The 24,823-nt window shown below is 65.2% G+C and carries 21 protein-coding genes; 7 read left to right on the top strand and 14 right to left on the bottom strand.

The window, feature by feature from the left end; translation table 11 throughout:
• Positions 1-5: 5 nt before the first annotated feature.
• The 3 genes from U0034_RS22640 (at position 6) to U0034_RS22630 (ending at position 4,872) form a co-directional block, all read left to right on the top strand.
• Positions 6-1,463, top strand: coding sequence for a M20/M25/M40 family metallo-hydrolase (locus U0034_RS22640; RefSeq protein ID WP_085224571.1), 1,458 nt, complete (start codon positions 6-8; stop codon positions 1,461-1,463).
• 86 nt (positions 1,464-1,549) lie between these two features.
• Positions 1,550-2,128 carry an NnrU family protein gene (locus U0034_RS22635; RefSeq protein ID WP_102622892.1) on the top strand — a complete coding sequence of 193 codons (579 nt, stop codon included), beginning with the start codon at positions 1,550-1,552 and terminating at the stop codon, positions 2,126-2,128.
• Between the two features lie 617 nt (positions 2,129-2,745).
• Entirely contained in the window at positions 2,746-4,872 is a 2,127-nt protein-coding gene (locus U0034_RS22630) for an NHL repeat-containing protein (RefSeq protein WP_233211835.1), read from the top strand.
• Positions 4,873-4,983: 111 nt separating this feature from the next.
• On the opposite strand, the gene U0034_RS22625 is transcribed toward U0034_RS22630, so the two are convergent.
• The gene (locus U0034_RS22625; protein WP_085224578.1) at positions 4,984-6,228 is read right to left on the bottom strand and encodes an MFS transporter; all 1,245 of its coding nucleotides are present in this window, start codon (positions 6,226-6,228) and stop codon (positions 4,984-4,986) included.
• A 107-nt stretch (positions 6,229-6,335) separates the two neighbouring features.
• On the opposite strand from U0034_RS22625, the gene U0034_RS22620 reads away from it, so the two are divergent.
• Complete coding sequence (locus U0034_RS22620; RefSeq protein WP_085224580.1) at positions 6,336-7,253, top strand: LysR substrate-binding domain-containing protein; 918 nt, start codon at positions 6,336-6,338, stop codon at positions 7,251-7,253.
• Between the two features lie 126 nt (positions 7,254-7,379).
• On the opposite strand, the gene U0034_RS22615 is transcribed toward U0034_RS22620, so the two are convergent.
• The 5 genes from U0034_RS22615 to U0034_RS22595 form a co-directional block, all read right to left on the bottom strand.
• On the bottom strand, positions 7,380-7,592 hold the full coding sequence (locus U0034_RS22615) for a DUF1059 domain-containing protein (protein ID WP_085225391.1): 213 nt from the start codon (positions 7,590-7,592) through the stop codon (positions 7,380-7,382).
• Positions 7,593-7,636: 44 nt separating this feature from the next.
• Positions 7,637-9,025, bottom strand: coding sequence for an FAD-binding oxidoreductase (locus tag U0034_RS22610; protein WP_102622877.1), 1,389 nt, complete (start codon positions 9,023-9,025; stop codon positions 7,637-7,639).
• A gap of 252 nt (positions 9,026-9,277) precedes the next feature.
• Positions 9,278-10,675 carry an MFS transporter gene (locus U0034_RS22605; RefSeq protein WP_085224584.1) on the bottom strand — a complete coding sequence of 466 codons (1,398 nt, stop codon included), beginning with the start codon at positions 10,673-10,675 and terminating at the stop codon, positions 9,278-9,280.
• A 122-nt stretch (positions 10,676-10,797) separates the two neighbouring features.
• Positions 10,798-12,381: a S53 family peptidase gene (locus U0034_RS22600; protein ID WP_386092418.1), complete on the bottom strand. Its 1,584-nt coding sequence runs from the start codon at positions 12,379-12,381 to the stop codon at positions 10,798-10,800.
• A gap of 665 nt (positions 12,382-13,046) precedes the next feature.
• The gene (locus tag U0034_RS22595) at positions 13,047-14,633 is read right to left on the bottom strand and encodes a S10 family peptidase (RefSeq protein ID WP_407702977.1); all 1,587 of its coding nucleotides are present in this window, start codon (positions 14,631-14,633) and stop codon (positions 13,047-13,049) included.
• Between the two features lie 13 nt (positions 14,634-14,646).
• Here U0034_RS22595 and U0034_RS22590 point away from each other — a divergent pair, with 13 nt between their 5' ends.
• From U0034_RS22590 to U0034_RS22580, 3 genes are all read left to right on the top strand, one after another.
• Positions 14,647-14,970: a hypothetical protein gene (locus U0034_RS22590; RefSeq protein WP_162800991.1), complete on the top strand. Its 324-nt coding sequence runs from the start codon at positions 14,647-14,649 to the stop codon at positions 14,968-14,970.
• Positions 14,885-15,961 (top strand): AI-2E family transporter, encoded by a 1,077-nt coding sequence (locus tag U0034_RS22585; protein ID WP_085224588.1) that lies wholly within the window; start codon positions 14,885-14,887, stop codon positions 15,959-15,961. Before U0034_RS22590 ends, U0034_RS22585 begins: the two co-directional genes overlap by 86 nt.
• 85 nt (positions 15,962-16,046) lie before the next feature.
• Positions 16,047-16,586 (top strand): aspartate carbamoyltransferase, encoded by a 540-nt coding sequence (locus U0034_RS22580; protein WP_085224590.1) that lies wholly within the window; start codon positions 16,047-16,049, stop codon positions 16,584-16,586.
• A 69-nt stretch (positions 16,587-16,655) separates the two neighbouring features.
• Here the strand turns inward: U0034_RS22580 and U0034_RS22575 are convergent, their stop codons facing one another.
• From U0034_RS22575 to U0034_RS22540, 8 genes are all read right to left on the bottom strand, one after another.
• The gene (locus tag U0034_RS22575; protein ID WP_085225397.1) at positions 16,656-17,108 is read right to left on the bottom strand and encodes a carboxymuconolactone decarboxylase family protein; all 453 of its coding nucleotides are present in this window, start codon (positions 17,106-17,108) and stop codon (positions 16,656-16,658) included.
• A 96-nt stretch (positions 17,109-17,204) separates the two neighbouring features.
• On the bottom strand, positions 17,205-18,137 hold the full coding sequence (locus U0034_RS22570) for an RNA polymerase sigma-70 factor (protein ID WP_085224592.1): 933 nt from the start codon (positions 18,135-18,137) through the stop codon (positions 17,205-17,207).
• Positions 18,138-18,217: 80 nt separating this feature from the next.
• Positions 18,218-18,988 carry an arylamine N-acetyltransferase family protein gene (locus tag U0034_RS22565; RefSeq protein ID WP_085224594.1) on the bottom strand — a complete coding sequence of 257 codons (771 nt, stop codon included), beginning with the start codon at positions 18,986-18,988 and terminating at the stop codon, positions 18,218-18,220.
• A 20-nt stretch (positions 18,989-19,008) separates the two neighbouring features.
• Positions 19,009-20,043, bottom strand: coding sequence for a low-specificity L-threonine aldolase (gene ltaE, locus U0034_RS22560; protein ID WP_085224596.1), 1,035 nt, complete (start codon positions 20,041-20,043; stop codon positions 19,009-19,011).
• Positions 20,044-20,115: 72 nt separating this feature from the next.
• Entirely contained in the window at positions 20,116-21,186 is a 1,071-nt protein-coding gene (locus tag U0034_RS22555; RefSeq protein WP_085224598.1) for a 2-aminoethylphosphonate aminotransferase, read from the bottom strand.
• Entirely contained in the window at positions 21,186-22,358 is a 1,173-nt protein-coding gene (gene aepY, locus U0034_RS22550) for a phosphonopyruvate decarboxylase (RefSeq protein WP_085224600.1), read from the bottom strand. Before aepY ends, U0034_RS22555 begins: the two co-directional genes overlap by 1 nt.
• The gene (gene aepX, locus U0034_RS22545) at positions 22,355-24,052 is read right to left on the bottom strand and encodes a phosphoenolpyruvate mutase (protein WP_085224602.1); all 1,698 of its coding nucleotides are present in this window, start codon (positions 24,050-24,052) and stop codon (positions 22,355-22,357) included. Before aepX ends, aepY begins: the two co-directional genes overlap by 4 nt.
• Positions 24,049-24,813 (bottom strand): phosphocholine cytidylyltransferase family protein, encoded by a 765-nt coding sequence (locus tag U0034_RS22540; protein ID WP_085224604.1) that lies wholly within the window; start codon positions 24,811-24,813, stop codon positions 24,049-24,051. The genes aepX and U0034_RS22540 overlap by 4 nt, the downstream gene beginning before the upstream one ends.
• Between the last annotated feature and the right edge of the window lie 10 nt (positions 24,814-24,823).

Here is a 24,823-nt window from a genome sequence, read left to right as displayed (position 1 = left end):
GGGACATGACTGACGCTGCCGCGATGCACCAGCAACTGGACCGGGACGCGCTTGCCGCGTTCGTCGAGCGCAAGTGGGACGACGAGATCGTCCCGGCCCTGACCGACTACATCGCCATTCCCGCCAAGAGTCCTGCGTTCGATGCCGACTGGGCCCGGCATGGTTATCTCGATCGCGTTGTGGCCGATGCGGCTCGTTGGGCCGAAACTCAGCGCGTGCAAGGCCTGAAAGTCGAAATCGTGAAACTGCCGGGCCGCACACCGGTGATCTTTTTCGAAACGCCGGCCACGCGCGCCGGCAGCGGCGACACGATCGTACTTTACGGCCACCTCGACAAGCAGCCGGAGTTCGAGGGCTGGCGTAGCGACCTGGGCCCCTGGCAGCCGAAATACGAGGACGGCAAGCTTTACGGCCGCGGTGGGGCCGACGACGGCTATGCCGTCTACGCGAGCGTGTGCGCATTGGCGGCGCTCGACGCCCAGGGAATCGAGCGGCCACGCTGCGTGGGGCTGATCGAGACTTCCGAGGAGTCGGGCAGTGGCGACCTCCTGCCTTACGTCGACGCACTGCGTGACAGGCTCGGTAACGTGAGCCTCGTCGTCTGCCTCGACTCGGGGGCCGGCAATTACGATCAGTTGTGGCTCACGACGTCGCTGCGTGGGCTGGTGGCCGGTGCGCTCGAGGTGGAAGTGCTCGACGAGGGAGTGCATTCCGGCTCATACGGCGGCATCGTACCGTCGAGTTTCCGCATCATGCGGCAGCTTTTCGAGCGTCTGGAGGATGCCGGCTCGGGCCGCCTGTTGCCTGCCGCGTTCCACTGCCCGATTCCCGCCGAACGGCTGCGCGAGACGGACGTGACGGCGCGCATTCTCGGCGAAAGCGTCTGGAAGCCGGCGCCCTGGGCGTGCGGGCAGGACGGCAAGCCGGTGCTGCCCGTCACGGCCGACCCGCGCGAGGCGCTGCTGAACGCGACATGGCGCCCCTCGCTTTCGGTCACCGGCGCACAGGGCCTGCCTTCGCTCGCGAATGCCGGCAACGTCTTGCGGCCGCGCACGGCGTTCAAGCTCTCCCTGCGGCTGCCGCCGCTCGTCGATGCGGCATCGGCCGTTGGCGAGTTGAAGGCGCTGCTCGAACTCGATCCGCCGTACAACGCCAAGGTGACGTTCAAGCCCGATGCGAGCGCGGCCAACGGCTGGAATGCGCCGGAACTGGCGCCATGGCTTGCCGATGCGCTCGAGCATGCGTCGCAGGCGCACTTCGGTGCATCGTGCGCCTTCATCGGCCAGGGCGGGACGATTCCGCTCATGAACGTTTTGCAGGCCGGATTTCCGGAGTCGCAATTTGTCGTGTGCGGCGTACTCGGCCCGAAATCGAACGCGCACGGGCCGAACGAGTTTTTGCACGTGCCGTTCGCGAAGCGACTCACGGCAGCAATGGCACAGGTGATTGCTGCGGCGCCTTGAGCCTTGCCCGAAATCGTCGTACACGATACCGTATGCCCCGCCGACTGCCTGAAGAGCGGCGGGTAGAACGAAAAAAAGGAGCCGACGTGGGGACGATGATTCTCGGGTTGCTGATATTCCTCGGTACGCATTCGGTGCGGCTCGTGGCCGCTCCCTGGCGCGATGCGCAGTTTGCACGCCTCGGCGAGCAGCGTTGGAAAGGCATTTACTCCCTTTCGTCCGCAATCGGTTTCGCGCTGATCGTTTGGGGGTACGGCATCGCACGCCACAGCCCGCATTGGCTTTGGGTGCCGCCGCCCGGTGTGCGTCACCTGACGGCGTTGCTGGTGCTCGTTGCGTTCATTCTCATCGCGGCCGCGTATATACCGCGCAATCGGATCAAGCAGATGGTCGGCCATCCGATGTACGCGGGCGTTGCCGTGTGGGCTTTCGGTCATCTGCTCGCGAATGGGGCCGCACAGGCTGTCGTGCTGTTCGGCGCTTTTCTCGTCTGGGCGGCCGCCGGCTATCTGGTCTGGCGGCGTCGTGACCGCGTCGCGGGCGTCCGCTATCCCGTTGGAACCATGTCCGCCGATGTCCGCACGGTGGTGATTGGCCTGCTCGCATGGGCCGCCTTCGCATTCCTGCTTCACGGCTGGCTGATCGGCGTGAAACCGCTCGGCTGAACGCCTCTCTATTGCACCTGCCGCAAGCACATCCCGCCGTTCGCGGCGGGTGCAAGCCTTGCCGCGCCATGCGTGCAACAATGACCGATTGCATCGGTTATGTCAGATAAATCCTACCGAACGTTGCCTTATCTGACGTGACGTTGCGGCCCGTGCCGATTCTGTTACACAAACTAACAGGTAATACTCTCTGTTACCGAAAGGGATGATCCGCTCTCGGTTGTAAGCTTTACCGGGCTTCGCGTCCAAGCTGTATCCGATACGCCAAACCGTCGTCTCACCACTGGCCCAGTGGATCCTCGCGACGGGCGTGCTCTTCCGGTGATCTCCACCGGCGCGTTCACGGTTTCAAGCTCAACTTCGATCGTTGCTCGAGCCCATGGATCGGGCCGGTGCTCGGCTTCGATTCGTCGTTGCCGATCGAGAACGGGTCAAGACAAAGAGCAAACGTTTGGCAGTCCTAAGCAATTGGATGCGCGGGACGCCGGTTACGCGGGAAGACCATGAAAGACAATATTCGCCACGCAAAAGCGCGGCGCGGGGACGCTTTTGTCCAAAAGGCGCGCAGGGCATGCGCCTCGGCACTCATGCTTGCGGCCTTGGTGCCTGCCGCATCGATGGCCCAAACAACCACTCTCTCGTACAAGACCACCTGGATCGGCAACACGTTCGGCTTCGGCGACGGCAAATGGGTGCAGCTCGACGTGGAAGCGATCGCGGTCGGGCTGGACGGCACGGTGTACACCAATTCGCCGTGGGACGAGAGCGGCAGCGAAATCAGCGCCTATAAGGCGGGCAACAAGACCGCCTATGCGGGGCAGACGCACGGATGGGGGAACACGGGCGGCGACGCGGTGGCCGTGAACGGTTCTTACCTGTACGCAGCGGCTTCCATCGGCAATGAAAGCGGCAAGCTCGTGGGCAGCGGGTATCCGCCGAACGGGTCGGTCTGGTTCGGCATCACGCGCCGCAACATCGCGAACATTACGCAGGGTGCGCCGTTCGCGACCGGCGTCGGCAATCTGAACAATCCGGCCAAGAACAGCTTCCTCACCCTGAACGTGGTACCGACGGGCACCGATGCCGGCGTGCGGGGGCTCGCAGCCACGAGCACCGAACTCTATGTCGCGAACACCTATACGAACCAGATCCAGGTGTTCGATGCGAACACGATGGCGCCGCTGCGTTCGTGGAGCGCGCCGTCGCCGGGCCGCATTCTCGTCGATACGGATGGATCGCTGTGGGTGATCCAGAACCTGACTTCGGCGTCCGGCCGCACGATCGCGCATTACTCCGCGAAGGGCGCGGCGTTGCCCGGCACGGTTTCGCTGCCGCGCGGTGCGATTCCTGTCGACATCACACTCTCGCCCTCGGGGCAATTGTTCATTGCCGACGGCGGCCCTTCGCAGCAGATTCTCGTCTACAGCCGGGATGCCTCGGGCACCGTTACACCGGTGACGGGTATCGGCGCGCGTTACGGCATTTTCGCGCCGACCGTGGGCGTGCCCGGCAACTGGCGCTTCAATGGCACGACCGGCATCGGCTTCGACAAGAGCGGCAACTTCTATGTCGCGCAGAACGGCGCTGGGCCGCGTCCGTTCGGCTCGGGCTATACGGGCGAGGGCACGGTCATCGAGAGCTACAACTGGTACTCGAAGGCGCTGAACTGGCGTGTGCAGGGGCTGCTGTTCGTCGACGGAGCCGCCATCGATCCCGCTTCGCCGACCGACGTCTTCAGCGGCTCGAAGCACTTCAAGATGAACTACTCGGCGTCGGCCGGACAGGACTGGACCTATGCGGGCTTCACGCTCAACCGGTTCCGTTATCCGGACGATCCTGCACTGCACACCACCCGCAATGTGCGCGGCCAGCCGCTCGTTCGCCGCATCAACGGCGCGCGGTTCATGTTCACCCAGGACATGTACTCGCACTACCTCAGCATTTATCGCTTCAATTCGAGCACGGACGGCGAAGTTGCCGTTCCCTCAGGGTTGATCTCGCAAAACCCGATTCCGGGCACCTGGCCGTCGGGGCAACCGACCTACGGTGAGTGGATGTGGCGCGACGTGAGCGGTGACGGTGCCGTGCAGGCGGCCGAAATCACCTCGAATTCCTCGACGGGCAACTCGGTCTACAACGCCTATTGGTGGGTCGACGATGCCGCGAACGTTTGGCTTGCGACAGGCAATAGCGGTATTCGCGAGATGCCGTTGCAGGGCCTCGACTCGTTCGGCAATCCGATCTACTCCTACAGCTCGTCGAAGATGTACCCGATGCCGCAGCCGTTCACGAAGATCGCGCGCATCGTCTACGATTCGGCGCACGACGTCATGTACGTCACGGGTTATACGAGCACGGCGCCGTACAACTCCAGCTATTGGAAATCGGTCGGCCGCGTGCTCGCGCGCTACGACAATTGGAGTTCCGGCGCGCCCGCGCTGCAGTATGTCGTCCCGCTGCCGTTCAATCCGGCGTCCAGCCCGGCGCTGTTTCCGGTCGCCGTTGCGCAGGCGGGCAACTACGTGTTCGTCGGCGAGGCGCCGACCGCCAGGCTCGACGTCTACGATGCGCGTACGGGGCAGCAGGTCGGTGCGATCGCGCCCGATGCCACCGTGGGCAATACGAGCGGCTGGATCGATACCCAGATGGGCATCAGCGCAGCCCTGCTGCCCACGGGCGAGTATGTGCTGCTCGCCGAGGAAGACGCGCGGGCCAAGGTGCTGATGTATCGATGGAAGCCGTAATGGGCTGACATGGGCTGAGATGGTCTGATAGGGGCCGATATCGGCTTGCACGCACGCACACCCTCGCGCGGGCCGCATGCATCGGAATGCCGGGGCATGCGGCCCGTGTTGCTAGCGGGGAAAGAGCGGACGAGCGGCCAACGCCACGATGCCCGCGGACAACCATACGGTGCCCCACGATCCAGCGTCGAGCAGAGGCGGAATGGCCGAAGGCGCCACGAACAGTCCCGCATAGACGATGGTATTGGCCATGCCCAGCGCGGTTCCGGCGCGCTGCGCGCCTGCAAGCGTCGCGAGTTCCGCGTAAGCCACGCCGTGCCACGCCGATATGCAGATGCCGGCCGCTATGATCATCGCCACGAGCAAGCCGGTGGGTGCGGGGTGTACCGCCGCTACGACGAATGCGAGCCCCGCGAACGATGCGGCGGCCACGAGCGTCGACGCGCGCAGATAAGCGCGGCGATTGCCGTGCCGGTCCGTGTGCCGTCCGCTCCATACGCGCATGCCCATTGCGCCGATCTGGATCGCGGCCATCGTCGCACTGATGCCGGCGGTGCCGAGACGGCCGAAGTCATGCAGGAACACGGACGCAAAAGTCAGGACGGCGAATTGCGGGATGCACAGAGAGCCGATGCCAAATGCCACGCGCCAGATCGTGAGATCGGCGAGTGGTCCGCAAGCGGGCGCCACGGCGTGCGCGCGCGTGAAGGCGGCATCGGTAAGGGGCGGCGCCTTAAGCCAGTACCACGCGAAGCATGCAGATGCGGCGCACATGAAGGCCAGCGTGGCGAAAACGGCGGCAAAGCCGTGCGCCGATGCGAGCCATGGCAGCAAAGCCGCGCCGAGGCCACCGCCCAGCGGCACGGCGGTTTGCCGGATACTCATTGCAAGGCCGTGCTCGCTCGGCCCGAACCAGCTCATCACGGCGCGCCCGCTCGATCCGTTCACGCTGCCACCCAGCAGGCCGACTGCGCACATCGCAGCGGCAAGTACCGCCACAGCCGGAACGAAGGCACCGGTCGGCACGACGACGAACGCCATCGCAAAGAGCGCAAGCGCGGTTGCGAGCAGGCCAGTCAGCAGCACAGGCCTGTCGCCGAGCCGATCGGTGGCTACGCCCCACGGCAGCTCCGATAAGGCGAGACCCAGCCCCATGCAACCGAGCACCCACCCGAGGCTGGCGTTATCGAGCCGGTAATCGGCGCGCATCCACACGGCCGTTGTCGGGATGCCTGCGGCGGCGGCCGAAAAGCTCGCGTTGGCCATGACGCCGACGGCGAGTACTTTCCAGCGGTGGCGCGACGCCGCAAGCGGCTGAGCGGCCAGTCCCCCGCGCACGAGACATTCGATATCCATTGACGTTCTCCCGAGGTTTGACGTCGCCAGTCTCGCACTCTATGATCATTCGGAAAATCAAATAATTTGTGGGTAACTGTCCTGAAAAATAGGATGTTCACGGAGCCATGAGCCAAATCAATTTCGACGTGGCGGCGTTGCGCAGCTTCGTGCTGGGCATGGACCTGGGCAGCTTCGCCAAGGCTGCCGACAAGGTGGGGCGTTCGACTTCCGCGGTCAGCGCGCAGATCCGCAAGCTCGAAGAGCAAACCGGTACGCCGATCTTTCGCCGCGCGGGGCGGGGGCTCGCGCTCACCGACGCGGGCGATTCGCTGCTGCGTTACGCGCGGCGCCTCGTCGAGTTGAACGACGAGGCGATATCGGCGGCGCGCGGTGCGGGCCTCGAAGGCCGGGTGCGGCTCGGATTGCAGGAGGACTTCGGCGAAGCGCTGTTGCCCGGTGTCTTGGGACGATTCGCGCGTGCGCATCCGAAGGTGCGCATCGAAGCGCGCGTCGCCCGCAATATCGAGCTGCTCGAGCGGCTCGACGAGGGCGAACTCGACCTTGCGCTCGTTTGGGACGATACGCGCCTGGCGCTGCAGGCGCGCCGTGCGTCAGGGCTGTGTCTGAAAGTCGATCAGCCGCGCGTGCGCTGGATCGGCTCCGATGCGTTGCAGTGGGACCCTCATTGCGGCGAGCCGCTGCCGCTCGTGGTGTTCGACGGCCATTGCATGCTTTGCGCGATGGCCACCGCGGCGCTCGATCGAGCGGGCATTGCATGGCGCATCGCGCTGACGAGCCCGAGTCTGGCAGGTCTGTGGGCTGCCGCTGCGGCGGGGCTTGGCGTGACGGTTCGTACGCACTACGGGCTGCCTGCGAGCGTGCACGCGCTCGAGCCCAAGACTTGGGGCCTGCCGGCACTGGCAAGCGTCTCGCTCATGCTCGTGCATGCGGCGAACGGGGCGGCTGCGCCCGTCGAGCAGTTGGCGTCGATCATGCTCGATGCGGTACGAGCTCAAGCGCAGCCCCTCGGCAAAGCGGCGTGATGCATGCTGGGCGCATGCGGGGATGCGCATGGCGAAGCACAGGTGCGATGCCTGCGCGCGTGCAGGCCCCGCAATGACAGCGGCGCATGGCCGGCACGACCGGCGGCTTTTCTTCTTCAGTGCGCTTCACGAGCGCCGCGGTGCCTCCACGGGCGGCGTGCCTTCATGAAACAGCGTCGCGAGTTGCGCGCGCAATTCGGGCGAATCCACATGCTGGTGAACGCTCACCGCGTGCTGTACGGCCGCTTCGATGAGTTCCTGTTCGGAATCCGCCGAGAGCGCGACGGTGCAGTTCATGTCGCTCGGAAACTCGCGGCAGTCGATGTATTTGCGGGTCATGGCATCGCTCCTCACTTGAAGGCCGTCGTCGGGCGCGGATATGCTCACGCCGACGGCTGGATGTTCTGGTTGTGGCAAAAGAGGTTGTGCGGATCGTAGCGGGCTTTGATCGCGGCGAGCCGTCTGTAGTTGGGCCCATAAGCCTCGCCTATGCGCGCGCCCTCTTCCTGAGTCAGGAAATTGACGTAGACGCTGCCGAGCGCGAATGGGGCGGAAGCGGCGAAGAACGCACGGGCCCATTCGATGCACGAGGCGTCGTCGCTCGCATCGGTCCAGCGAGCGTGCACGTTCATGACGTACTTCGCGTCGCGGCCGCAATACGCCGTGGCGTCGATCGGGATATCGCACGTTCTGCCGCCTACCTGCCCGAAAAAGATCTCGCAGTGGGGCGAGGGCAGCTTTTCCATCGCGGCGAGCACCGTTTCGATCAGATCGTCCGGCAGTTCGTCGTAGTTGTGCGATTTCCAATAGTTGCGTGCGCCGGGCGCAAGCAGCGGATCGAATGCCCGCTGCCACATCGCGTACGGCATCGGCCCGAGATGTTCGCCATAGGGCCGGGCGAATGCGCGTACAGTCTCGGCCGCGCGTTCACCGCGCTCCGGTTCGCCGACATGGCAAACGGCGAAGATCAACACGGGCTTGCCGTGCACTTGCGCCGGCAGGAACGGCAAGGGCGGGGCGAGTCTGAATACCGCCCATACCGAAAGCTCGTCGGGCATGCTCTCGGCTGCGGTGCGATACCGCGCGAAGGCCTCGCGCGCCTGCTCCATCGGCACGACCACGAGCCCGCCGAAGATCTGCGGGCCGACACGATGCAGTGCGAATTCGAACATCGTCACGACGCCGAAATTGCCGCCGCCGCCGCGAATGGCCCAGAAAAGATCGTCGTGCGTTTGTGCGTCCACATGAAGCAGTTCGCTGTCGGCCGTGACGATATCGGCTGACAACAGGTTGTCGACCGACATGCCATGCTTGCGGCTCAGCCATCCGAATCCGCCGCCGAGCGTGAGCCCTGATACACCGGTCGTCGAGTTGATGCCGAGCGGCGTGGCCAACCCGAAGGACTGAGCCTCATGGTCGAATTCGCCCAAGGTCACGCCGGGCTCCACGTAGGCGCGCGCCGCGCGCGGATCGACGCGGACCGACTTCATCGGCGAAAGATCGATGACGAGCCCGCCATCGCATACGGCGCTGCCCGCGATATTGTGGGCTCCGCCGCGTACCGCGGGTACGAGCCGATGTTCTCGCGCGAACCGCACGGCGTGCCGGACATCGGCCACGCCGGCACAACGCACGATCAAGGCCGGATGCCGGTCGATCATCGCATTCCAGACCTGGCGCGCAGCCTCGTATCCGGCATCGCCCGATTGCAGTACTTGCCCGCGTAGCATCCCTTTCAGTTCTTCGATCGCCTGGTTCGCTGATTCAGTCACGGGAGCCTCCGCTTCGTTGTGTCGGCGCGAATGAAGCGATTCCTCAGAATTAAGAAAGCATTCTGAAAGATCGTGTGGTGACTCAGTAATAGAACTTGCAGCGCGAACGCCAAGAGAACGTAAACCCGTAGCGCGCGGCGGCGGCTGAAATACTGCGGATGCGCGTCGTGCATCGATGCGCCCGTGCCCGTGGATGAAACGCTTTGCGCAGAAGCGCGATGGCCGTCGGATCCGATGCGCGGGCCGAAGCGCTCAGCCGCGAGTGCCTCGCGCGATTTCATCGCCGGCGTGCGGGCCAAGGCGCCGGGTAACCGGTATCGAGCCGAGCGAGAACATGCCCACCACGAGAAACGCTGGCCAGAAGTCGGACCACATGATCTGTGGATGCCCGTGCGCCGCACGCGCGATTTGCAGCACGATGCCGCCGACCGTTACGCCGAGGCCGAGCGACATCTGCTGCACGACGCTGCCGAGGCTTGTGGCCCGGCCCACGTCGGTGCCGGCGATATCGGCGTAGATCATCGAATTGAGGCTCGTGAATTGCAGCGCGGGAAAAAAACCGCCGAAAAGTACGATGACCCAGATGAGCCAAACCGGCGTTTGCGGCGTGAACGTGCCGTATGCGGCGATCGCGATACCGGCGAAAACGGCGTTATAGATCAGCACGGTCCTGAAGCCGAACTTGCGCAGCACATACGACGTGAGCGAGCGCATGAACATGCTGCCGAACGCCGAGGCGCAGGTGATCAGCCCCGACTGGAACGCCGACATGCCGAGGCCTTCTTGCAGCGCGAGCGGAAGCAGAAACGGCACGGCGCCGAGGCCTATGCGAAAGAGCGAGCCGCCGAGCACGCTCGCGCGAAAAGTGGGAATGCGCAGGAAGCGCAAATCGAGCACGGGCCGGGCGGCCCGTTGCGCGTAGAGCACATAGAGCGCGAGCAGCAACGCGCCGCCGATGCACATCTCGTAGGCCGTGCGATCGGACACGATGTCGTCACCTACGAGCGAGAGCCCGAGTAGGACGAGCGAGGCGCCGAGCCCGGAAAGGACGAAGCCGGTCCAGTCGAGCGGGCCGGGATGCGGCTCGTGTGTGTTTGCGATGTACCGGTTGGTCAAATAGACGCCGAGTATGCCGATCGGCACATTGATGAAGAAAATGAGGCGCCAGTGCAGGTAGGTCGTGATGAAGCCGCCGAGCATCGGCGCGGCCGCCGGCGCGAACATGGCGGGCAGGCTCAGGTAGTTCATCGCCCGGACGAACTCGCTTTTCGGCACAGAACGGAAAATGATGATCCGCCCGACCGGGACCATCATGGCGCCGCCGATTCCCTGCACGAAACGCGCGAACGTGAATAGATGCAGCGAGCGGGAGGCGGCGCACAGCAGCGAGCCTGCAATGAAAATGCCGATCGCCGTGCGAAAGACGGTGCGGGCGCCGAAGCGGTCGGCGAGCCAGCCGCAGATCGGAATGAACACGCCGAGGCTCACGACATAGCTCGTGATCGCGACTTTCAGCGCCACTGGATCGCTGCCGAAATCGCGTGCCATCGAGGGCAGGGCGGTAACGATGATGTTGGCATCCGCGCTTTCCATGAACAGCGCACAGGCGACGATCAGCGGCGAAATGAATGCGTGGATGGCGAGCGGCATGGACAAGCGGCGCTGCGGCGGCGAGCCTAAAACGCAGATTATGCGCTCAATTCCGCGGGTGTGTGCGCAACCGCTCGCCTGGAACCGGTTGCGCATGCAACGAATCGCTATCTACTCGGGCGTTACCTCGCGAATGGCACCCGGCTCGCGTAGGCTGCGAGCCGGGCCATGTCCAGACTACCCCAGCCGGTCGGGTAGTCCCAGCCCTTGGTTGCACGGTAGCCGTAGCCGCCATAGCCATTCTTGCCGGCGGTCACGTCGCGCACGAGCCGTGGGTCGGCGGCGGCCGCACGATAAATGCTCGGTGCGGGCAGGCCCAGCGCATTCCCATGCGTCGATTGCAGACGCGCCCAGAAGCCGGCGAAAAGCGGTGCGGACAGGCTCGTGCCGCCGACCTGAAACCAATTGCCCGCCACGAGAATGAGCGCTCCCGTGCTTTGTGCGCCGTCGAAAGCGATGTCGGGAACGGCGCGGCCGGTGGGTGTGGGGCTCACTCCCAATGCGCGTTGCCATTCGGGGGCCGGCACGAAGGCACTGAATCCGCCGGTCGATGCCCAGAGCTTGCCGTCGCTGTCCAGCCCTTCGTTCCAGACGGTTTCGCGCGCGTAGCTGCCGTCGGGGTGCGTATGAAGCGTGGTGCCGCCCACGGCAATGACGTAGGACGACGATGCGGGCCACGACAGCGAGTAGCGATTGCCGGCCGGATAGCCACGGTTGCTGCATTCGTACACGCCTTCGTCGCCCGACGCGACCGAAAACGTCTGACCTTGCGCCGCGGCCGTCGTGAAGATCTGTTCCTCGGCGGCGAGCGTGCCGTCCGCGTATGCGTCTGCTTCGCACCAACCGAGCGACACGTTGATGACCTGCGCCACGTTGTCGGTGACGACCTTGTTGAGCGCCTGCGTGAGGCCCGTATTGCCTGGGGCCGCCAGATCGGCCGCGTAAAACGTCAGCGATTTGACGCGGCCTCCGGCTGCGCCGACGATGCTTTGGCTATCGAGGTCCCATTCGAGTTGCGTTTCCAGGTCGTCGCTGTAATCTCCGTTTGCCGTGCCGGTCGGTATGGTCGAGACCGCGACGTCCGGCAGCGCGTTGTACTGGATGAAGTCCTTCAAATCGGCGGTGGCCTGCCGGGTGCCGCCGAGGGTGACGATGCCGATGTCGGTTTGCGAAGCCGTCGCAAGCCCGCTTGCGCCGTACAGCGCCGGGAATTCATGCGGGTAATGGCCCATGACGATATCGACGGCTGTGGACGACGCGTTCGTGCGTGGGCCGATGCGTGCGAGCGGCCGAGCGCGCGCGACGTTTTGCAAGCCGAGTACCGACAGCACCGAGTGGCCGAGTGCTTCGGGCACCTGTGCAGGCGCGCTGTTTGCATAGACGGTGCGGCCGTTGCTCTGGAAATGAACGAGCGGGGTATTGAAGGCTGCCTTGACCGTCCCGGCCGTGCCGTCGGCCGAAACCAGCAGACGGTTCGGCGAAACGGTGATGTTGACGAAGCCGTTTTGCCGCAGGTACGCCGTAACACGCTCGATTTGCCGTGGCGTGGGCGCATGCCGCTCGAGAAACGTCTCGGGCGTGAGGAATCGGTGATAGTTGGGGTGGCCGTGCCGCGTCACCGTATTGGCAAGGTCGCGCAGCTTGCCGAAATCGCGAATCTTCATGCTCACGACGATATGCATGACTTCGCCCGACGCAACCTCCATTTGCGGTGCCGCGAGCGCGTGCGCGCGGGGGGGCGGAACGAATGCTTTCGTTTCCGTGGCAACCCATTTCGTAGCGGCGGCCGCGGTTGCGCCGGCTATGGCCGGCGCGAGCGTTGCGAGCAAGGGAAAAAGAAAAATGACCTGTTTATGCCGATTCAGTAATGAATTCCGGATTTTTTCCGGCGGTTGGGGTTTGAACTTAAAAATCGTTCTCGACTTCATTCGACCTCCTGATGAATATGCGGGAAGAATGGCGTCAGCCGGAAAATGGCCGTAGCGCACGCCGGCGCGCCGTCCTGCCGTCTTTTGAGCCGTTGTTGTCGTTCCGCTCAATCACATTGCCCGTATCGGTAATGGGCCGGGTTCAACGTATAAGACAAAAAACAGCGCGTATAGCTACTAAACGTCCGAGGTCGAAAATATTTGAACGCGGAAATATGCCGGAATGCGAATTTCCTATTGTGTCATTGTGCTTTCGGCATCGGCCTGCCGGGAGCGATCGTATGCGACTCGGCGGGCGGTCTTTCGTGCGCATGGAGAAGGGGCATGTGCCGGGTGCGGATCGCTCGACCCGGACGGGCGCGCACGCAAGCGGGGCCGCGCGACGCCGACAATGCCGGCTGTGCCGGTTCCGCCGCCATGCCGCGTCGGCGTTGGGATCGGAGCTATTCGCTCATCGAGGCGCCTGCTGCATCGTAAAAGCGCGCGAGGTCGGCTTTGAGCGCGTGCAAAGCCGCATTGTCGAGATAAACCATGTGGCCGCTCGAATAATAGGCGATCGTCAGGTTCCCGCGCAGCGACGGTTCGAGGCCCATGTGGGCGAGATCGTACTCCGTCGAGAAGAACGGGGTGGCGAGATCGAAGTAACCATTGGCGGAGAACACCCGCAGGCGAGGGTTGCGGCGTATCGCTTCGGCCAGATCGCCAGCGGCGTAAGGCAGTTCGAGCGATTCGCCCCACCATGCGTGATGCTTCCAGTTCCATGCGCTGAGCACCGCATCGTTGAAAATGCGGTATGGCGACTGCGCCGTGTAATGCAGATCGCGCGCGAGGTGATCGTGGAAGGCGGCGTTGAATGCACTCGTCACATATTTCTCCGAGGCATCGTAGTCGGGGGAGTCGTATGCATCGTTAGCCTCGATGCCCTCGAATCGGCCATCGTAGCGGCCCACGCTGCGCGTTTCGCCGCGAAGCAGTTCTTTCCTGAAGAGCGACGGCGGGATGCGTAGCCGCGCCTCGATCACGAAGCGCTTGCCGAGTCCCGTGTAGCGCGCGAGCTGCTCCGCGACGGCGTCGCGCTCGGCGTCGGGCAGCGCGTCGCCCTTGGCAAGCGCCGTGGCGTAGGGCCCGGCCGCGAATGCGCGCGCCTCGTCGAGCAGTGCCGGCAGGCCGCCCGCGGGCACGTCCGGGATCTTGTGGTGATACCAGGCCACGGCGGCATACGAGGGCAAAAAACGCACGTCCATGAGGTCGTAGCCCGGGGCATGCACGTTCGCGTTCAGTACCGAGGAAAGCAGCACGACACCGTTGATCGCGATGTGACGCTGGCCCAGGCTGTAGGCCAGCATCGCCGCCCGGGTGGTGCCGTACGATTCGCCGAAGAGGAACTTCGGCGAGTTCCAGCGCTGATTCACCGTCAGATAGCGGTCGATGAAACGCCCGAACGCGTCGAGGTCGCCGTCCACGCCATAGAACCGCTTGGCCGCTGCCGCATCGAGCGGCCGCGAGAAACCCGTGCCCACCGCGTCCACGAACACCAGGTCGGTCTTGTCGATGAGACTGTCGGGGTTGTCGCGCAGCGCATAGGGGGCAGGCGGTGTTGGCGCGGGGCTCGACGTGTTCACGCGCTTCGGGCCTACCGAGCCCATGAGCAGGAAGATGCTGCCCGCACCCGGGCCGCCGTTGAACAGAAACGTGATCGGGCGGCGGGACGGATCGTTCGCGTGCGCCGTATAGGCGACGTAGAACACGCTTGCATCGGCTTTGCCTTTGCCGTCGCGCAGCAGCAATGTGCCCGCCGTTGCCGTGTACGCGATGCGTCGGCCGCCCACGCGTACGGCATGCTCGGTGGTGGACGAGGTTTCGGGCGGCACAGCCACAGCCACGGAAGCGGATGCGCCCTGCGCGGCGGCGGCGCCCGACGATGGTGCGGACAGCGACGCGTGAGGGTCGTCCGCGGGTACGCCGCTCGCGTGCTCCGGCGTTTCCTCTTCAGCCAGCGCGGCAGTCGGCATCGCGGTCAGTGCCGTCAATGCCGTCAATGCGATGGCGGTGCTCAGCACCGCGGCCGATGTGGTGGACGATATCCCGCAAGCGAAGCGCGGCCTCGAGATCGACGAAAAGAGAGAAGGGCGAGTGGGCATGAATCTGATCGGTGGCAATGCCTCGGAGGCGATGCGCTCGATTCTTCGCAATGCGGCCCGCGAAGTCAATCGCGAATCCGGCCGTGCGCCTCGCGCGATGGGCTACCATGAGGGCACGCCAGTGCCGTTCATGCAAGCCTATGCCAACCCGTCACCCCGTTCCTTCGCCGCCGCCGGTCCCCGACGCCAAAAGGGCGCAGCGCATCGCCTGGTTTGCCCTCAATAGTGCGTTGATCGTGCTGGCCCTCTGGGTCATACGCGATTTCCTCGTGCCGATCGTCTGGGCCGGTGTGATTACGATTGCCTTGTGGCCGTTGCTGCTGCGCGTGGCCAGCCCGCGGCACAGCCCGGCCGGCGCCGCCGCTATTGCGCTCTTGCTGACGCTGGGCGTCGGGCTTTTCGTCGCATTGCCGATCTTGTTCGTATTCGCGCAGACCGTGCGCGAGGCGCACGACCTGATTGCCTGGATCAAGCAGGCGGAGGCGAGCGGCATCGCGGTGCCGGGGTTTCTGGCGCATGTGCCGTTCGGGGAGCAGATCGCGCAGTGGTGGGATACGAATCTCGCACATGGGCTGCGAGGCTCCCCCGCCGTGGAAGAACTGCATGGCCCCGCCAACGTCGTGAAGGTGAGCCGGCGCTTCGGACTGGTCGCTCTGCACAGCCTGCTGCACTTCGGCTTCATGCTGTTGACATTGTTCGTACTCCTGAAGGCGGGGCCACGGCTCGCCGATCAGTCGCGCAAAGGCGTGCGGCGCATGTTCGGCAGCTCGGGCGAGCAATTGGCCGTGCGCATGGCGGCCGCGGTGCGCGGTACGGTGACGGGGCTCGTCGTCGTGGGGCTCGGCGAAGGCGTGCTGATCGGCATCGTCTATGTGCTGACGGGCGTGCCGCATGCGGCGGCGCTTGGTCTGCTAACCGCGGTGGCGGCGATGGTGCCGTTTTGCGCGCCCGTGGTGTTCGGCGCCGCGGGGCTATGGCTCTTTGCGCAAGGAGACACGGGCGGCGCCGTCGCGGTGCTCGCGACGGGCTCGATCGTCGTGTTCGTCGCGGAGCATTTCGTCCGACCGCTGCTGATCGGCAGTGCCGCGCGCCTGCCGTTCCTGCTCGTGTTGTTCGGCATTCTCGGCGGGGCGCAGACCTTCGGCTTCATCGGGCTTTTCATCGGGCCGTCGCTGATGACGGCGCTCGTCGTGATGTGGCGCGAATCGGCGCGTTGAGAACCTGCAGCTACGAAGATTGCGCTCGTGGCGCCGAAAAGTCTCCGGCGTTAGACTGCGAGCGCTTGCTCGATTGGAGTCGCTCATGAGTCGCTTTTCAACCTTCGCCTCGGTTGCCACGTTCGCCGCGATCGTGCTCGGCGCCCCCGGGGGCGCCGATGCAACAACGGCGCGCCAGACGGAGGTAGCGCGTCGAGGTACGGACGTGATGCCGTTCTCTCTTGCCGCTACCACCCACGTCTTTACAAAGACGACGGCCGGCGGCATTCAGCAGGTCGTCGCCAAGCATCGCGACCCGAAGCAGGTCGCGCTGATCCGCAAACATTTGGCCGAAATCGCTCACCGATTCTCGGAGGGGGATTTCGGGGCCCCGGAGCGGATTCATGGCAAGGACATGCCCGGTCTTGCGTCGCTGCGTGCCGCTCATCCGGGCGAACTGGAGATCCGCTATCGCGATCTGCCGAATGGCGGAGAAATTGCCTACAGCACGCATAATCCTCGTCTTGTCTCCGCCCTGCACGAATGGTTCGACGCCCAGCTGTCCGATCATGGTCACGATGCGATGGCGGTGCATGATCCCGGCATGACCCACCACCATCAGGCTGACGCATCGGCAACGGAATAAGCGTCGAGGCGCCATGCCCGGGCCGGGTGCGAAAGCGCTCGGCCCGGTCGAAATCCGATCGAATCCGATTCAAGCTTTCGCCGGAATCGGATTGCGCAAGCTGACGCAGATCAGGTTCCATGCGTTGATCGTCGAAATGACGAATGCCAGCTCGGCGATTTCCTCGTCACTGAACCGCGCATGCAGGCGGGCGAATGCTTCGTCGCCCGGGTGGCTGGCCGGAATCGCGGTGACGATCTCGGCCCATTCGAGCGCCGCGCGCTCTCGCTCGTCGAAAAACGGCGCTTCGCGCCAGCCCGCCACGGCATTTGCGTGCCGCGGATCCATCTCCAGCTTCATCAAATCGCGCCAGTGCATGTCCATGCAGAACGCGCAGCCGTTGATCTGCGAGACGCGCAGGAACACGAGTTCGATGAGCCGCGGGCTCAGCAGGTCCCGGCGCAGCCCCGTGGAGAGTTGCCGCAGGTTCTGGTATGCCTTCGGCGCAAGTTTGGGAAAATCGACGCGAGCGGTCTGTGTCATGGCATGGTCCTTCGGTAGAAACGGAGCGCCGCCCCATGCGGCCTCCATGCCATCAAGACGGCGCGGCCACCGATGTTGTGACAGCGCCGGCTCGGTTCAACGGAGTAGAGCCGGGATACGCGCGAGCTTGTCGGGGTTGCGCACGCTGTAGATCGCGACGATGCGTTCGCCGTCCGTCACGAAAGCCTGCGCGGATTCGAGCTGGCCGTCGACGTATCGCAGCAGCCCTGCCTCGCCGTTCACGCGGGCAGGCCGGTAGACAGCCCGTGCGCCCAGGCGCCGGTACGTCGCCCAATAAAGATTGGCGATGCGATAGGCGCCGTGCAGGATCTTCGCGATCGAAGGCACCTTGCCGCCGCCGTCGCTGACGAGTTCGATGTCGTCGGCGAAGAGCGCCTGAATTTCGTTGCGGGCGCCGCTTTGCGCCGCCTTCAGGAAGCGTTCGACGACGCGCCGGTGCGCATCCTTCGAGACGTCGAAACGCACACGTTGCTCCCGCACGCGCTCGGTGGCGCGGTGGACCATCTGCCGGCAGGCTGCCTCGCTCTTGCCGAGCAGCGTCGCTATTTCGTCGTAATCGCAGTCGAAAGCCTGACGCATCAGAAAAGCGGCCCGCTCTTCGGGCGCGAGCCTTTCCAGCACCCAGAGCAACGCGATCGACAACTCGCTTGCGAGTTCCGCGGCTGATTCGGGCGTACGCTCGTCCGCTTCGACGAGCGGCTCGGGCAGCCACCAGCCGACGTAATGTTCGCGCTCGGTCTTGGCCGCCCGCAGCCGGTCGATCGCGAGGCGGGTGACGATGGTCACGAGCCACGCCTCGGCCGATTGCACGACGGCGCGGTCGGTCTGGTGCCACCGCAGCCAGGCGTCCTGGAGCACGTCGTCGGCATCGGCGCGCGTGCCGAGCATGCGGTATGCGATGGCGAAAAGGCGCGGGCGAACCGCACCGAACGCGGTGAGCGGGTCAGTCCGATCGGACGAGGAGGCAGACGCGACAGTGGACGACGGGTGGGGCGAATCGGCATTCATGATGGCGGGCCTCGGCGAATCGAAAGCGGGGTGACGACGTCCCAAGACGGCCGAGCCGCGCGGTTTGTGACAGCCTTCGCCTATCGTGGCATCGTCAGACCGAATTCGCGTTCGATCAATGCGCCGAGCTCGGGCGGCTTGAGCCGGTGCTGCTCGGTGCGGCCGTGGGCGATGACCTTGAAGGTATCGGCGAACAGAATCTTGCGCCCGGCGTCGGTCTGCTGCACGACGATCAGGTTCTTGACGAAAATCGAGTCCGGATGCGTCGAATTGAGGTAGTTGGCCGGTATGAAGTCGACCCACTCCTGCGCGGAAAGATCGAATTCGTATTGATTCGCCCAATTGCCATCGATCATCGTGCGCAGCAGATAGACGTCCGGGCCGATGCGCGCGAGCGAATATCGTTCGGTATCCTGAGCGATCCCGGTGTCGAGTGCCGAGAAGTTCATCGGTGCGCGGATGCCATGGCTGCCGAAGCCGAGATCGCAGAGCCAGCGTTCGTCGCCGAGCGTCACCACGAGCGCCATGTGCGTGCGCGGCCGCCGTTGCGGATAGGTCATCGGCCGGGCTGCGACGAAACGATAAGTCACGCCGAGCGCCTGCAGGGCCATCGCGAAGATGCCGTTCACTTCATAGCAGTAGCCGCCGCGGCGACGCTCGACGATCTTCTCGACGATATCCTCCGCCACGAGCGAGACGACCTTGCCAGCCTGCACGTCGAGGTTCTCGAACGGTACGCTGCGCAACTGCCGGCGCATTATCGCCCGCACGGTGTCGATCGTCGGATCGAGCGGGCCGTCGTAGCCGATGCGCGCGAGGTACGCGCGAAGCGAAAAATTGTCGGCGAGCATGGCGCGCTCCGTGCGTTCGTTCAGGCGTGGTGGGCGAAGAAATCGGCCGCAACCGCGAGTGCGCGTTCGACCGCCGTGCCGTCGACGTCGAGATGCGTCGCCCAGCGCTGCCGCGTTGCGCCGTACGCCGAGGTGATGCCGATGCCATGAGCCGCCAGATGTGCCGAAAATGCCGCGGCATATCGAGGGTCGACTTCGACGAAGACGATGTTCGTGTGCGGATCGACAACCGAGATTCCGGGGAATGCGGCCAGGCCGCGTGCGAGCGTCTTGGCGTTCGCATGATCGAGGGCGAGCCGCGCGATATTGTGTTCGAGTGCATAAAGCCCCGCGGCGGCGAGCACGCCTGCCTGACGCATCGCGCCGCCCAGCAGCTTACGCAGGCGCCGCCCCTTGGCGATCAGCGCGCCGGGCCCGACGAGCACCGAGCCCACCGGCGCGCCGAGCCCTTTCGACAGGCAGACGGATACCGTATCGAAGGGCCGCGCGAGCGTTGCGGCCGGCACCTCGAGCGCGACGGCCGCGTTGAAGAGGCGTGCCCCGTCGAGGTGGCAGGCGAGGCCGCGGCCGCGCGCGAGGTCGACCGCGTCATGCACGTAAGCGGGCGGCAGGATCTTGCCGCCGATCGTGTTCTCGAGTGCGAGCAGCTTCGTGCGGGCGAAGTGCGGATCGTTGGGCTTGATGGCCGCTTCGATCTTCGCGAGCGGCAGCGTGCCGTCGGCCTCGTTCTCGACCGGCTGCGGCTGGATGCTGCCGAGCACGGCCGCACCGCCGGCTTCCCAGCGGTAGCAGTGCGCCTCCTGGCCGACGATGTATTCGTCGCCGCGCTCGCAATGCGCCATCAGCGCAATCAGGTTCGATTGCGTGCCCGACGGCACGAAGAGGGCGGCTTCCTTGCCCAGCACTTCGGCGGTGTGCGCTTCGAGCTGCTTCACCGTCGGATCGTCGCCGAATACGTCGTCACCGACCTCGGCGTTTGCGATGGCCTGGCGCATGGCGGCGCTCGGCCGCGTGACGGTATCGCTGCGGAAATCGTGCTGTAGGGGCGTGCTCATCGATTCTCTCCTCGGGGAGCGCCGATTGTCGCATGTCAGTCCGTTTGCCGCCGACCGCCCCGTTGCCGGGCTTTATCGAAGCAGGTCGCGAAATGCCTGCAGGAGTCGTTCGATATCCGCGGCACCGATCGCGCCCATCGTCGAAATGCGGAAAAGCCGGCTCGACAGCCCGCCTTGCCCCGCATAGATGACGAAACCGCGCGCCTTGAGTGCGTCGTGCAGTTGCTCGTACGTCGTTCCCCGAGGCAGATCGTAGGCGCGCAAGACGACCGACGACTGAGCGGCCGGCAGCACGCTCGCGATGCCGAGTTCGGCGAGCCCTGCGCGCGCTTGCTCGGCCAATGCCGCGTAGTGCGTGTGGCGCGCACGCCATCCGCCAGCCTCGGCGAATTCGCGCAGCGCCTCCACCAGCGCGTAATAAGCGTGCACCGACGGCGTAAACGGCGTATTGCGCTGATCCTGCAGGCGCGCAAGGCGGGCGAGATCGAGGTAATAGGTGCGGCTTGCGGCCTTTTCCAGCGCATCGCGGCGCACCACCACGAACGCTGCCCCCGGCACGCCGTGCAGGCACTTGTTCGCGGTGGCCGCCACGGCGGCGATCGCCCCCTCGTCGCTGAAATCGAGCGCTTCGGCGCCGAAGCTGCTGACCGCGTCGACGAGCAGCCGCACGCCGTGCTCGCGGCACGCGCGCGCGAAGGCCCCGAGATCGTTCAGGCGGCCCGTGGTCGTTTCGTGATGGACGACGGCCACATGCGTGATTGTCGGGTCGGCCTTCAGTTGCGCCGCCACGCGCGCCGCGTCGGGCGCGTCCATCCACTCGTGCACGAGCGCTTCGTGCGCGATGCCATATTGCTTCGCAATGCTGACGATCCGCTCGCCGTACACGCCGTTCTGGACGACGAGCAGCTTGCCGTCACCGGGCACGAGTGCCGCAATCATGCTTTCCACGGCTGCGGTGCCCGAGCCGGTCATCAACACAGCCGACCAGCGGGCGGGATCGAGCGCGTAGACATCCAGCAGCCGCTTGCGCGCCTCGTCCTGAAGATCGTAGAACTCGCTTTCGCGGTGGCAGAGGTCCGTTTGCAGCAGGCTTTTCCGAACGCGCTCGGTCAGCGTGACGGGGCCGGGATTCAGTAGCAGCATCAGCTCGCTCCGATATGACGCATGAGCCGCGTTTTCACGTCGGCGGGAGTGACCGTGGGGCGGGGCAGCCCATCGGGCGTGCCGCGCCGGATCGTGAGACGCGCGAAGTGCGGCCCCTCTGCCGCATCGCCGCGTATATCGCCAGCAAGCAGTTCGTCGACGATGCCTGGATCGTCCCCTTCGATCGCGCGCGCGTAGCCGCACGCGGCCGCTACTCCGGCAAACGAGATATGCGGCGAGACCGTGGCCTGGCCGCCGGTCGAATCGTGCGAGCCGTTGTCGAGCAGCAGGTGGCGCAGGTTGCCGCGTCCGTACGTGCCGAGCGTCGCGAAAGCCCCCATGCGCATCAGCGCCGCGCCGTCGCCATCGAGTGCTATCACGCGCAGGTCGGGCCGCGCGAGCGAGAGGCCGAGCGCGAGCGGCGTCACGCAGCCCATCGAGCCCACCATGTAGAGCTGGTTTGCGCGATCGTCGAGCGCGTAGAGCTCCCGGCCGCAAAAGCCCGTCGATGCGAGCACGACCGTGGAGGCCGCCGGCGTGAGCTCGATCGCGCGCCGCAGGGCATCCTGGCGCGTGGGCAATGCCTCGCCGGTCGTGCCGAGCCAACGGGCTTCCGGCGTGCAAAGCCGGCGCGGCGTGGCTGCTGCGGCATTGAGCGGATACGGGGCCACGCTGCCTTTTTGCATGACGAGCGCGTAGGGGCGGCCCGTCGCGTCCATGTGCGCAACGGCACGTGCGAGTACGGGCTCGATCGCTTCGGCTTCGCGCGGGAAGGGCTCCCACGGAACGTCCATGGTTTCGAGCAGCGTCGGCGTGATCGGCCCCATCAGCGCATGCTGCGGCTCGTCGGACACGCCCGGCTCGCCGCGCCACGTCACGATGAGCAACTGCGGCAGCCGGAACGTCCAGGTGAGCGACGTCAAAGGGCTCACGGCATTGCCGAGTCCGGAGTTCTGCATCATCGTCACGGCGCGCAGGCCGTTGCGCGCGCCGAGCGCCACGCCGGCGGCGAACGCCACCGCGTCGCCTTCGTTGGCGGCGCTCACGTAGTGCAGCGCCGGATCCTGCAGCACATAGTTGATGAACGGCGTGAGAAACGAGCAGGGCACGCCGGCATACCATTGGAAGCCATGACGGCGTGCCGCCTCGACGAACTGTGCCGCTTCGATCATCGCTCGGCTCCGCTGCCCTGGGGCGCGGCGCCGAGCGGCGTTTGCGCATGAGCGAAGTCGCCGGCCCGGCGGAAGTCCTCCAGATCGTTCACGCCGCACCAATGGCCATGCACGTACTGCACCTCGATGCGCTCGCCGGCATCGATCAGCGCATTGATGAGCGCCGGCATGTCGAGCGTATCGAAATCGGGCTGCAGCCTCAGCTCCGCGAGCATCGACTTCAGGCGCTCGGCGCCGTTGCCTCGAACGCCGAGCAGGCCGACCCACCGGCCATTGGCAGGCTGATCGCCGGGCGCGCCGCTGCGGATGCGCTGCAAGTAGGTCTTGCGGCCGAAGAGCGCGCGATCGTCCGGCGCGGAGCAATAGGCGAAATCGCGCACGCTCTGGTTCGAAGGCTGCGAGATCGACGAATCGACGACGACGGTGAACGACGCATCGTTCTCGACGAGATCGCGCAGGATGTAATGGCGAAAAAGCAGGTCGCCATACGAAATCACGGCGTCGCCCGAGATGCCGTCGATCGCGCAGGCGAGCGACGCGAGTTCGCCCGTGTGCGCATGCTGCTCGTTCAACACGAGCTTGATGCCGGCCCGATCGATCGCATCGGCGCGATAGCCGCCGACGACCGTGATGTCGTTGACCCCTTGCTGCTTGAAGGCATCGACGAGCCAGCGCAGCAGCGGCTTGCCCGCGACGGGCAGCATGACCTTCGGCTTGTCCTCGGTCACGGCCTCGAGGCCGCGCCCGCGGCTCGCGGCCAGGACGACCGCGGACGACGCCTGGCGGCTTGCCGACAGATAGATCCGCTCGGCCGCCGAATACTCCTCGGCGTCTTGCAGGCGGAAGATCTCGTCGACGCTCGCGATGCGCTCTTCGACGTTCACGAGCGTCTCGCTCGCATGGATTTCGCGGGCAACGAGCTGCATCGACGACGCTGCCGCGCGAATCAGGTGATTTGCCCAGATCACGAGGCTGATGCCGGCCTGCCGGAAGACTTCGGTCGGCGTGCTGTAGTACTTCGTCGGCACGATGACGAGCGGCGCGCGGCCGGCCCATTCGCGCGCGAACGTAAGAATTTCGTCGGGGCGCGAGAGCTTGCTGTGGATCAGGATCGCATCGGCGCCGGCGACGCGATAGGCTTCGGCGCGCTTGAGCGCCTCCTCCATGCCCCATCCTGCAATCAAGGCTTCCACGCGTGCGACGATCGAGAAATCTTCTTCGGTCTGCGAATCCTTGCCGGCTTTGATCTTGCCGCAGAATTCGTCGATGTCGGCGAGCGGTTGGCGCTCGGAGCCGATGAAGCTGTTCGTCTTGGGAAACTGCTTGTCTTCGATGCACACGCCCGCGATGCCGCGCTGCTCGAGCTTGCGCACGAGCCGACGGACGTTGTTGAAGTTGCCGTAGCCGGTGTCGCCGTCGAGCAGGATCGGCAGGTCGCTCGCATCGGCCATGAATTCGAGCGTATCGACAACTTGCGTCCAGCTTGCTTCGTTATTGTCGCGTACGCCGAATTGCGCCGAAATGGCGAGGCCCGAAGCCCAGATGCCCTTGAAGCCCGCCTCACGCACGATGCGCGCCGACAAGCCGTTATGAGCTTCCATGATGAATTCGAGCTCGTTGCCGACGAGCATGTCCCGCAGCCGCGTAAAGCGCGAGCTTGCGTCGGTAAATGGAATCGGTTCGCGTGCGTTCATCGTGTAACCCCTGTTACCGGTGCGAGGCGCGGCAGCACTTCGTCGGCTGCGCGCTTCACGTCATTGGGAAAGTCGATTTCGATCCAGGGCATGCCTGTCACATCTGCGATATCGAACGTGTGCCCGCTTTCGAGCAGCAGATCTCGCACGGCTTCTTCGTGCGGCATGTTCGAGCGCCCTTCGTCGACATAGCGCGCAACGATCTGCGCCAGACGGCGCGCGGTTTGCTCGCGAAAGCGGAAAAAGCCGACCGATTCGCCGATCGTGTCGTAGTCGAGCCCGACCGCGAGCTGTTTGCGCAACTCCACGGGTACGCCGTTTCTCACGCACAGCTTCACGGGCTCGTCGCCTGCTTCGAAATCGCGGTCGATCAGCAGCCGGTCCGCGCTCGCGCCGGCCACGAGCGCACGCAGAATCGCTTCGTCGTAGAGAACGTCTGCATCCATCAGCAGGACGTCGCCGCCGCGCGTCATCGCATCGGCGACCGTATGCACCGTCAGCACGCTGCCGAGGTCGTAGCGCGGGTTGTGGATCATCTCGGGCAGCGGCTGCCAGGCGAGGCGTTCGAGTTCGGCCTCGACCTGCCGCGGCTCGAAGCCGAGCGCGAGGACGATGTCGTCCACGCCCGCGGCGCGCAGCGCGCGCAGATGGCGCTCGAGCAGCGTTGTGCCCTCGAAGCGCAGCAGGCATTTCGGATATTGTTGCTCGGGTGGCAACTGCAGGCGCAGACCGAGCCCGGCCGCGAGGATGATCGCTCGCATCTGTCGTTCT

The organism is Trinickia caryophylli, from assembly GCF_034424545.1.
GTDB lineage: Bacteria > Pseudomonadota > Gammaproteobacteria > Burkholderiales > Burkholderiaceae > Trinickia > Trinickia caryophylli.
The sequence above is the reverse complement of the archived record's forward strand: the minus strand, read 5'-3'. Positions and strand labels throughout refer to the sequence as shown.

Bases quoted from the DNA above. Each gene is read 5' to 3' on its own strand.
- U0034_RS22640 (WP_085224571.1), top strand. From the start codon at position 6: ATGACTGACGCTGCCGCGATGCACCAGCAACTGGACCGGGACGCGCTT.
- U0034_RS22630 (WP_233211835.1), top strand. From the start codon at position 2,746: ATGGCCCAAACAACCACTCTCTCGTACAAGACCACCTGGATCGGCAAC.
- U0034_RS22625 (WP_085224578.1), bottom strand. From the start codon at position 6,228: ATGGATATCGAATGTCTCGTGCGCGGGGGACTGGCCGCTCAGCCGCTT.
- U0034_RS22620 (WP_085224580.1), top strand. From the start codon at position 6,336: ATGAGCCAAATCAATTTCGACGTGGCGGCGTTGCGCAGCTTCGTGCTG.
- U0034_RS22615 (WP_085225391.1), bottom strand. From the start codon at position 7,592: ATGACCCGCAAATACATCGACTGCCGCGAGTTTCCGAGCGACATGAAC.
- U0034_RS22605 (WP_085224584.1), bottom strand. From the start codon at position 10,675: ATGCCGCTCGCCATCCACGCATTCATTTCGCCGCTGATCGTCGCCTGT.
- U0034_RS22600 (WP_386092418.1), bottom strand. From the start codon at position 12,381: ATGGAGGTTGCGTCGGGCGAAGTCATGCATATCGTCGTGAGCATGAAG.
- U0034_RS22590 (WP_162800991.1), top strand. From the start codon at position 14,647: ATGGCGGTGCTCAGCACCGCGGCCGATGTGGTGGACGATATCCCGCAA.
- U0034_RS22585 (WP_085224588.1), top strand. From the start codon at position 14,885: ATGCCAACCCGTCACCCCGTTCCTTCGCCGCCGCCGGTCCCCGACGCC.
- U0034_RS22580 (WP_085224590.1), top strand. From the start codon at position 16,047: ATGAGTCGCTTTTCAACCTTCGCCTCGGTTGCCACGTTCGCCGCGATC.
- U0034_RS22575 (WP_085225397.1), bottom strand. From the start codon at position 17,108: ATGACACAGACCGCTCGCGTCGATTTTCCCAAACTTGCGCCGAAGGCA.
- U0034_RS22570 (WP_085224592.1), bottom strand. From the start codon at position 18,137: ATGAATGCCGATTCGCCCCACCCGTCGTCCACTGTCGCGTCTGCCTCC.
- U0034_RS22565 (WP_085224594.1), bottom strand. From the start codon at position 18,988: ATGCTCGCCGACAATTTTTCGCTTCGCGCGTACCTCGCGCGCATCGGC.
- ltaE (WP_085224596.1), bottom strand. From the start codon at position 20,043: ATGAGCACGCCCCTACAGCACGATTTCCGCAGCGATACCGTCACGCGG.
- U0034_RS22555 (WP_085224598.1), bottom strand. From the start codon at position 21,186: ATGCTGCTACTGAATCCCGGCCCCGTCACGCTGACCGAGCGCGTTCGG.
- aepY (WP_085224600.1), bottom strand. From the start codon at position 22,358: ATGATCGAAGCGGCACAGTTCGTCGAGGCGGCACGCCGTCATGGCTTC.
- aepX (WP_085224602.1), bottom strand. From the start codon at position 24,052: ATGAACGCACGCGAACCGATTCCATTTACCGACGCAAGCTCGCGCTTT.
- U0034_RS22540 (WP_085224604.1), bottom strand. From the start codon at position 24,813: ATGCGAGCGATCATCCTCGCGGCCGGGCTCGGTCTGCGCCTGCAGTTG.